Origin of the sequence: Pedobacter sp. KACC 23697, assembly GCF_045348445.1 — a bacterium.
In the GTDB taxonomy this organism is placed as follows: domain Bacteria; phylum Bacteroidota; class Bacteroidia; order Sphingobacteriales; family Sphingobacteriaceae; genus Pedobacter.
In genome coordinates this window covers 1,286,453-1,297,524 of record NZ_CP157485.1, presented here as the reverse complement: position 1 = coordinate 1,297,524, position 11,072 = coordinate 1,286,453, and the positions used below count along the sequence as shown (strand labels likewise).

The following is an 11,072-nucleotide window of genomic DNA, read 5'->3' as shown; positions in this document are numbered from 1 at the left end:
TGAATAATTGGTTAAAAAGGAGTATTTATAATTTTATAATTTCTCTTGACGCTTCTGCATCGTGATTGAATGCTCTTGATTTCTGAACCCATGCTATTTTCCTGATCAGCTCACTAAGACTATGTATATCAGGATATTGAAAAACATCTTTTAAGGTAATGCTAACGTTAAAATCCTGCTTTATTTTATTTACCATAGTTGTTGCTTTCAAGCTATGCCCGCCCAGTTCAAAGAAGTTGTCTTTCACACCGATCCCTTCCCTTCCCAGTACCATCTGCCAGATCTCCACCAACCCCGACTCGGTTGGGTTGCGCGGGGCCACATAAACTGAACCCGAAACAAGCTCCACCCCAAGCCCCTTCAGCGATTTCTTATCGGTCTTCCCGTTTGGCAGCAACGGAAATCGTTCCAGCACAACATAACGGGAAGGCAGCATGTATACCGGAAGTAACCCCAGCAGGTGGCTGTGCAGTCCAGAACCATCCAAAGGACACGAACTTGCCAGATAGGCACACAGCTTACCTTCGCCACCCTCATCACTGTAAAGCACTACCGCATCCTCAATACCTGCATAACCGAGCAGCGCCTGCTCTATCTCCAACGTCTCAATCCGGTAACCCCGGATCTTCACCTGCTCATCCTTACGGCCTACGATCCAGATCAGACCATCAACATCACGGTAGCCAAGGTCTCCCGTACGGTACATCAGCCGGCCTTCCATAAACGGGTGCGGAACAAACCTCGACGCTTGCTGCAAAGGATCGTTGATATAACCGCCGCAAAGCCCGGCACCGCTGCTGCAAACCTCACCGATCACACCATAGGCGCACAACTGGTCCTCCCCAGACAAAATGTAAACCTGCGTGTTACGTATAGGGTAACCCGCAGGGATCCGGTAAGAACAGCCTTCACCGGGAACCGGTACCTGGTAAGAAACCGTAACGTCCGAACTCTCCGTCTGACCATAAGTATTTACAACCTTAAGCCCGGGGTTGCCTGCATAACAGCGCCCCACCAGCTGCGCGCTCAGCGGCTCCCCGGTCAAAATCAGGTAATCCACACCCGGCAGCGGAAGGTATTCCTCGTGAAGCAGGTATTCCTGAAGCTGAGAGGGGATAACCTCCAAGACACGGCAGCCATAAACTGAAACCTTCGCCAGCAGCTGGTAAATGTCACGAAGTTCCTCATTGCTGCACAGGACCAAAAGACCACCATGCACCAGCGGATACCAAAACTGCCACAGCCCCCCAACAAAATGAAGCGCAGAGTTGTGGCACAGTGCTCCCCCTCCAAGCCCGCAGAGAAGATCATCCTTGCTGTACAGATGGTTCAGCACACCGCCGTGAAGGAGCACGCAGCCCTTGGGACGGCCGCTGGATCCAGAGGTATAGATCACGTAGGCCGGGGCTTCCGCTTCGGTTTGACCGCCAAGCGCGCCAACTGAAAAAGTATCCGATACCGCTATAAAAGCATCCACCAATCCACCGTCTATCTTCAGGCTGCAACCGCTATCCTCAAGGATATAGGAGATCCGGTCGGCAGGATAATCCACATCGATGGGAACACAGCAGCATCCGATCTTCAATACCGCAAGTGTTGCGATGACCAGCCATTCGTTCCGCTCCAGGCAAACGCCCGCAAAAACGCCCCTTGAAAGACCGTGCACGTCACGAAGGTAGTGCCCAAGACGGTTGGAAAGCCCGTCCAGTTCACCGTAGCTCAACGCCACGCCCCCAAAAACAAGGGCCGGGGAATCAGGCGTTTTTTCAGCCTGGGTAATGAACAGGTCAACCACGCTCCCGGATAAGGGAACATCAAATGCGGTGGCATTGAAATCAAACAACAGCTTCTCCCGCTCCAATTCGGGCAGGTACACAAGCTTGCAAACCGATTCCATAGGAGCAGCCACAACAGAACAGAGCAGCTGTTCCAGGTGAGCGCCCAACCGGCAAACCGTAGAACGGTCGTAAAGGTCACTGTTATATTCGATGCCCAGATCAAGCCCGGAACCGTTTTCCGTAAAGTAAAAGCTCAGGTCGAACTTACTGATCAAATGCTCGCCTCCGGAATAGGCACGAACCTGTAAATCCCCACCTTCAACAGCTTCAATCCCAGCGAGGCCATCCGTATTCTGTAAAACCAACAGCACATCAAACAGCGGGCTGCGACCCATATCCCGTTCCAGCGAAAGCGAATCGATCAGCTCATCAAAGGGATAGGACTGGTGATCGTAAGCACCAAGCGTGACAGACCTCACCATGGACAGTACCGAAAGATAACTGTCGCTGCCCTTGAAACGGCTCCGCAAGGCCAGCGTGTTCACATAGAAGCCCAGCTGGTCCTCCAGATCGACATGTTCACGGCCCGCGATAGGGCTCCCGATAACCATATCATCCTGCCCGCTGTAACGGTAGAACAGCACATTGAGCGCAGCCAGAAGACCCATGAACAACGTACTGCCCTCATCCAGCAAAAGGCCTTTCAGACCCCTCAGCGTAGATGCACCGATATGCCGGCGGACAAACCCACCGTTATAGGTCTTCACCACAGGGCGGGGACGGTCAGAGGGAAGTTCCAGCACAGGCAGATCGCCCGAAAAAACGTCCAGCCAGTACGACCTGTGACCATCCAGGGAACCGCCGGATAGCTGCCCCTGCTGCCATGAGGCATAATCCTTATACTGGATCCGCAAAGGCGGAAGGCTCAAACGGGTACCCTTCACATAACCATCGTAATGGCCCAGCAGCTCCCGGAGCAAAATGTCCATCGACCAGCCATCGCTGATGATGTGGTGAAGCGTATAGGTGAAAACGTAACGTCCTCCACCAAGATCATATAAAGAGGCACGGAGCAGCGGACCGGTGGAAAGGTCAAAGGCAAGCGCCTGTTCTGAACGTAAAGCTGATGCTACCGCACTTTCCGATGGTACGGCAGCAGACAGGTCTGCAAGGCTGATCCTAAAGCCCAGTTCAGAAGGGCTCAGCACCACCTGGCGGACCTCTCCCGAGGCTTCCTCACGGAAAACGGTCCGGAGTACCTCGTGACGCCCGATCAGTTCCCCAAAAGCATAAGACAGACCGTCAACATCCAGAAAACCTTCAAAAACATAAACCGCAGGCATATTGTAAGCAACGCTCCCTTCAGAAAACTGGCTCAGCACCCACAAACGGCGCTGCGCTGAGGATAAAGCGTAGCTGGCCTGAACTTCAACCGGGACCAGTGGTAAAAAAGATATGGCCTGCGATTCACTGATCAGCAGCGCCTGCTCTTCCAGTACAGGTTTTGCAAAAAGATCCTTCAGGCCCAGCTTAACACCAAACTCCTTATAGATCTGGCTGGCCAGACGCGTTGCCTTAAGGCTATGTCCGCCCAGTTCGAAAAAACTGTCCAGCACACCGATCTCATCCCGGGATAAAACACCCGACCATATCGCCGCCAGTTTCTCCTCGGTATGGTTGCGAGGGGCAACATAAACCCTTCCTGAAGATAGGCCCGCCCCATCAACCGGGGGAAGCCTTTTCTTGTCCACTTTCCCGTTAGCGGTCAGCGGTAAAACAGCAAGCGGGATAAAATAACCCGGAAGCATGTAGGCCGGAAGAAGATCGGAAAGGTAGGAACGTATATCCACCAGCTGCAGCGCAACAGAACTTACCAGGTAGGCCGCTAGTTCTTTATCCCCTGAAACACCATCAATGGCAACAACAACTGATGAATCGATCTGAGGATGGCCCTCAAGCGCCTGCTCGATCTCGCCAACCTCGATACGGTATCCACGGATCTTTACCTGGTCATCAATACGACCCCCATATTCCATTTCACCATTTGCCAGCATCCGCACTTTATCCCCCGTACGATAAAGTCTCTCGGAGGATTTAAATATACCAGATATAAATCTTTCTGAGGTTAATGCCTCTCGGTTCAGATATCCCCGGCAAACGCCCTCTCCTCCTACGTATAATTCTCCCCAGTACCCAACAGGCATCAGCTTTTGATGCTGATCTAATATATAACCGTTTAAAGTAGGAATGGGCTTACCAATATTACTGATATTCTCCATAATCTCCTGTACTCCGATCTCTTTATAAGTAACATGTACCGTAGTTTCCGTAATCCCATACATGTTGATCAGGCGGGTGGCTGGATATCGTTCTTTCCAGGCACTTAATTTCCCAGGGCTTAATGCTTCACCTCCAAATATAATGTACCTCAGCTTTAGGGTTGCCACAGGATTTTCAAACTCTTGTTTAATGAGATTATAGAAAGAGGATGGTGTTTGATTCAGCACAGTAACTTCCTGGTGCTTTAATAGTTCCAGATAGGCGACAGGATCTTTGGCAATCAACGCAGGAACGATTACCAGTTTTCCGCCGAACAATAAAGCCCCATACATTTCCCATACTGAAAAATCAAAACAATAAGAATGGAACATTGTCCAGGTATCATCCACACCGAAATCGAATAATCTCCCTTCGTTTTTAAATAGCCTGACCAGATTATTGTGTTCTATCAAGGCTCCCTTCGGCCTGCCGGTTGTTCCGGAAGTATAAATTACATAAGCCAAATCATGAGGTTGATTAACCCTTTGTAAATTATCTTTGTTATAAAGGATCGATTTTTCATTAAATTCCTTTAGCGTATACTCATCAAGTACAACTTTACAGGCACTATCCGAGAGCATAAAACTGATACGTTCTTCAGGATAATCAGGATCGATGGGCACATAGGCTCCCCCTGATTTTAATACACCAAGAATAGCAACAATCATCAACTCACTGCGCTCCAGCTTAATTGCAATTAAATCATCAGGTTTAACATGGTAATGTTCACGGAGATAATGCCCCAACACATTTGATCTTTCATTCAGCTCCCGATAAGTGAGTTCAATATCATTGCATACTACAGCAATCCGGTCTGGTGAAAGTTTTACCTGCTCTTCAAACAGATCTACTATTGTCTTATCTTTAGGATAATCAACCTTTTGGTTGTTAAAGCTTTCAAGCCATTCTAACTCTTCTGCTTTACTCAGATAATTTATATCTGCTATTGCAATTTCTGGTACAGTAAGTGCACTTTCGATAATATGGATATAATGGGTCAATAATTTCCGGATCCTGGAAGAATTGAAATATTCAACATTATAAGTTAAAAAGAACTCCATTTTATCTCCCTTTTTCAAGAGCAGATTCAGGTCATATTTTCCTAAACCCTGGTTCAATTCTATCCGCTGTATGCCATTGTCATTTTCTAACCCCAGCCTACTTTCTTCATAATGAATCATGATATCAAAAAGTGCCGTCCGACTCATGTCTTTACCCGGTTTAACTTCTTCCACTACTTTTTCAAATGGGAGTATGGCTGCCTCAACAGATTTTTGATAATCACTGGTAACTACCTCTAGTACATCCATAAAACACATATCAGCAGAAATGTTGGTTTTCAATGTGAGCAAGTTTGCTACAGGTCCTATAATATCAGTGAATAATTCTTCTGCTCTGTTTTCGTAAAGTGTACCAATTACAAGTTCATTACTTCCGGTATACCTATATAATAATGTGTTAAAGGCTGTTAGCAAAAACAGAAAAGGAGAAGTTCCGTTTTCAGTACAGAAACGGTTAAGTTTGGTCAATAAACCGGCAGACAATTCCTGTACTTCGAGCGCTGACTGGTAAATATGAATATGTGGTCTCAGGATATCAGGATCAAAATATAATATAGAAGCATTAGTCAATTTCTTATTCCAATAATAAACTGTTGATTCTAGATCACGGACAGAAAGATTGTTCTGCCATACCGAATAATCTGCATAGCTAAGAGGTTGTTTTTCAGCAACATCCCCATGGTTCATTATTTCATTAAACAATAGCTGAATTGACCGTCGGTCAGCAATAAGATGGTGGGCTGTAATGATAAATATATACTCGCCGGAATGGGGACGGATCAGATCAAAACGAATCAATTGTTCATGCGCAATATCAAACGGCCGGTTTATAATTTCTACACATTTAGAAATCAGGTCAGGTTCTTCTACATTATGATTAAATTCATGCAAAGACAGCCCTTTAAAGCCATCATAATCCATTACCTGAAAAGGTTCACTTTGCACAGTAGAAATCCTGGTCCTCAATATGGCGTGTTTGTTTGCCGTTTCCTGTATTTTATATTCTAATAAGGCTAAATCTGTTTCCCTGGCCACTTTCTCAATGAGGGGCAGATTATGGTAAACAGGGCTACCCTCATACAAATAATCCTTTTCAAACTGATCAATAAACCATAACCTTTTCTGGTGTTCTGAAGGGTACAGCTGTCCGGTTAAAGACTTTGCGGTTGTAACCGGCAGATATTGGTCTTTTAAACCGGATACAACAATCGCATCAATGGTTGAGACAGGAGAAGTGATAATTGACAGAAGTAATCTTTCAAGATATTCTCCCAGTCGGATAATAGTTTCTCTATTAAAAATATCGAGATTATATTCAATATTCGTAACGATCTCGTCGCCTACTTCTGTAAAATAAAAAGTGATGTCGTATTTACTGACAATATGTTCGCCATCCCTATAAGCTTCAATCTTAAGATCATCATTTAAATATTCCTTAAACCGGGAAATATGAAAAGTATCCATGTTCTGAAGTAATATCATTACATCAAACACCGCATTCCTGCTCATATCACTTTTTACATGCAATTGATTTACCAACTCATCAAAAGGGTAGCTTTGATGTTCATAAGCATCAATGCACACCTGTTTTACATTGGATAGTAATTCAAGGTAACTATCTCCTGAACTGAATTTTGTCCTTAATGCAAGGGTATTGATGTAGAACCCAATCTGATCTTCGAGATCAATATGCGTTCTGCCAGCAACCGGACTTCCCAAAATCAGATCAGTTTGGTTTGTGTAACGGTACAACAGTATATTAACTGCCGTAAATAAACTCATAAATAAAGTGGCTCCATTTTCTTTACCAAGGGTCTTTAAACCAGAAGTCACATCAGGGCCAATAGTTTTATTTACCATTGCTCCACGGTATCTTTTTACGGCAGGGCGTATTTTATCACCTGGAAATTGGAGTACCGGTAATATCCCCCTGAATTGAGTTAACCAGTAGTTTTTATCTGCCAGAAATGATTCATCATCCTTCTGTGCCTGCTGCCAAACTGCATAATCTTTATATTGTATTTTTAGCGGGGTTAATGGATTAGATCGGTTGTTTACTGAAGCCTTGTACAGTAACAATAACTCCTTGATTAGTATCTGCATTGACCAACCATCACTAACAATATGATGGATAGTATATACAAATATCCATTTATCTGTTTCGAGCTGAAATAAACTGGCCCTGATTAGCGGCCCTGTTGATAAATTAAATGTCTTATTAAGATCATCTATAATTAAAGTTCTTAATAAATCGTTAGGATCGGCTGCTTTGCGCAGATCCTCAACAACCGTTTTGAAGATCGCTTTTGGATTAACAAATTGTTTAATTTCTCCGTTTTCATCTTCTTTAAAAACTGTACGTAAGACTTCATGCCTTTCAACCAGCAGGTTAAAGGCAGCATCTAACGCCGCTATATTTAAATCACCTTCAAATGTGGCTAGCCCCTGCATATTAAAAGTAATGTTTCCTTCTTCTAGCTGACTGGAGGTCCATAGCCGCTGCTGGGCAGAGGATAGTGGGTAACTATTTTGTAGCGGTACAGGCTTAATACCTTTGAAAGAAGTTTTTTGCCATTCGTTTATCAATGAGGCTTGCTCCTCTAATACCACTTTACCGAACAGCTCGTTTACAGGGATTTTGATGCCAAATTCTTTATAGATCAGGCTGGACAATCGTGTTATTTTTAAGCTGTGTCCACCCAAATCAAAGAAATTATCCTTTACCCCGATTTTTCCTTTATTGAGAATATTTTCCCATATACTAACCAGTTTTTCCTCGGTAGGATAACGCGGGGCCAGGTATTCGATACCAGCATACGTTACTCTATTATCTGGACGGGGCAACAATCGCTTATTTATTTTACCATTATGATTTAAGGGTAGCGATTCCAATTGAATAAAATGATGGGGTAACATATAAACTGGCAAAAACCTGCTTAAATATGATTTCAATACTGATAAATCAATCGTTTCATTGCTGGTAAAATAGGCGATTAATTCACTTTCCCCACTTTCAGTCTCACCGGCGATAACAATACTCGAACTGACATCAGCATAACTTTGCAAACAGCTTTCTATCTCACCAAGTTCTATCCGATAGCCACGAATCTTAACCTGATCATCCTTTCTACCTAAAAATTCAATATTTCCATCTGCCGTCCATCTGCCCAGATCACCGGTCAAATACATTCTTTCATTATTTTTATGTGGATTAAGCACAAATTTTTCAGCCGTTAATCCGGGATTATTTAAATAACCTCTTGCTAAACTATCGCCACTGATACAAATTTCACCGATTGCTCCCACTGGCATCAGATTTAGCTGACTGTCCAGGATAAAGATTTGAGTATTAGCTATTGGCCGGCCAATAGGAATATTTGCTGAAGAAGCGGTAACGTTGTAACTGGTTGTCACTACGGTATTCTCCGTTGGGCCGTAATTATTGAAGAGCTGATAGGAGCACTCCTTAAAAGAGTTTAATTTTTCTCCACCCGTAAGCAATATACGCAATGATTGATTTTTAGAGAACATAAATTGCTCTGCAACCTGCGTAGGTAAAAAACTGATTGTTATTTTGTTTTCATTATAATAATCTGCTATATCATTGACATTTAAACGCTTTTGCGCAGGAACCACATACACACTTGCTCCGGAGATGATATAAGGAAAAAATTCCCATACAGCGGCATCAAATGCAACCCCAGCATATAATGTTGCCCGGTCAGTTGCCATAACAGAAAATGCGTCGATATGCCAGTAACACAGATTAACCAACGATTTATGCTCAACCAATACACCTTTTGGCTGGCCGGTAGATCCTGAAGTATAGATGACATAAGCCAGATCGGAAGCCCCATTAATGGAGGGCAGGTTATCCTGAGTATATTGGTTTTGTTCGGCAGTAAAAGTGTTCAGTGCGGTTTCATCAATCAGGACTTTGCATCTGCTATCGGCCAGCATAAAATCAATCCTATCCTGTGGGTATTCCGGATCAATCGGTATATAGGCAGCTCCAGATTTTAATATGCCCAAAATAGCAATCGCCATCCAGCCAGTACGTTCGAGTTTTATTCCGATCAGATCGTCTGGTTCTATTTTATAATTATGCCGGAGATATCCGGCAAATTGATTGGCAATTTCATTTAAAGTTTGATAAGTAAAAATCTGCTGGTCGTGTACAAAGGCGCTAGCAAGAGGTGTTCTGGAAACCTGCTCTTCAAACAGATCGGTTATTGTTTTATTACACGGATATTCCGATACTGTATGGTTAAAGTTTTCCAGTAAGATCTGCTTCTCTTCAGCGTTTAAATATGTGAGTTGATTTATGGGTTGATCGGGTTTATTAATAACACTTTCAAATAAGCCATCGAAATGCTTGCACAACCGGACCATTCTGCTCTTTTCAAAAATATCGCTGTTATACTCTACTCTCAGATGTACTTCTGCGCCCTCCTGCGTGAAATTAAAAACAAGGTCGTATTTACTGGTGTTATTTTCCTCAGCATATTCATACTTACTTATTTTCAATTGATCGAGGTGCTTTCCTTCCTCTTCGAAATCTATTTCAGCCTCCTGCAAAACAACCACTATATCAAACAGCGCATTTCTGCTCATGTCTCTGTCAAGTGCAAGTTCTTCTATCAATTCATCAAAAGGATATAGCTGATTTTGCTGGGCCGCTAACGTAGCTTTTTTTACATGAAGCAACAGTTCCTTATAATTATCTGTCTCTTTAAAACTTGTTCTTAAGGCAACCATATTAATATAAAACCCAATCTGATCTTCTAATGCCAGGTGTCCGCGGCCGGCCATGGGGCTACCGATAATCAGGTCCAGCCCATTGGTGTATTTATAAATCAGTAAGTTTACAATAGCCAACAGGCCCATAAAAAGGGTGCTATCCTGAGCTTGTACAATATGCTTTAAGTTTTGTATTAAATCAGGTTTAATTACATGATGCACAACACTTCCCTGATAAGATCTTACATTTGGCCTGATGCGGTCGGCAGGCAAATCCAATACCGGTAAATCTCCCTCGAACTGCTTTAACCAATAAGATTTTAATCCCTGGTAAGTAATTCCGTTAAGCTGATTATGCTGCCAGGCCGTATAGTCTTTATACTGGATGCTGAGCTCGGCTAAAGGATTTGAAATTCCTTTGATGTAAGCATTGTAAAATTGCAATAATTCTCTGATGAGTACGTTCATAGACCACCCGTCGCTCACAATATGATGCATCGTATATATGAACACCCACTGATGTGTTGATTTTTGTATCAGTTTAGCTCTCAGCAATGGACCATTGGATAAATCAAAAGGAATCCGGTACTCTTCTTTAAGCAGTTGAATAACCTGTAAGTCATTATTTTCAACCTGCCGGAGGTCATATTTGCGCAACTGAAAATCCAGGCTTTCCGGCTCAAGTATAAGCTGCCTTATTTCACCCTCCTCATCTTCTTTGAAAACCGTTCTTAATATTTCGTGACGCCTGATGAGTTTATCAAATGATTCTTCTAAAGCAACCAGATTTAATTTGCCTTCAAATACACATACAGCAGGAATATTGTAGGCAACATTTCCTTGTTCGGATTGACTTACTATCCATAAACGGCGCTGAGCCGAAGACACGGGATAGTTTTCCTGCAGCTGAACAGATGGGATTTCGGTTGTAAATGACTGATCAAATCCGGATTGATCGTGCAGCATCAAAAAACGGATCAATTCCTCCTTATGAGCTCTGATTCTATCAATTAATGTTGTATCTAGATCGGCATTATCTGTAAAAACCTGTAGCTTACCATCTATTACTTCCAATAAGATATGATTATCTTTTATATCTTTTAATAGTTTTTTCATCACGAAACTTATTTATTTAATGCAGGAGTAAGGAGGAGTGTCTTTTCACCGGTAGTGG

The 11,072-nt window shown here is 43.4% G+C and carries 1 protein-coding gene; it reads right to left on the bottom strand.

Features of this window, described 5'->3' with window-relative positions; all coding sequences use genetic code 11:
• Positions 1–25 precede the first annotated feature (25 nt).
• Positions 26–11,014: an amino acid adenylation domain-containing protein gene (locus ABEG20_RS05150; RefSeq protein ID WP_406826315.1), complete on the bottom strand. Its 10,989-nt coding sequence runs from the start codon at positions 11,012–11,014 to the stop codon at positions 26–28.
• Positions 11,015–11,072 lie beyond the last annotated feature (58 nt).

Coding starts and splice junctions, on each gene's coding strand:
- ABEG20_RS05150 (WP_406826315.1), bottom strand. CDS start 11,014: ATGAAAAAACTATTAAAAGATATAAAAGATAATCATATCTTATTGGAA.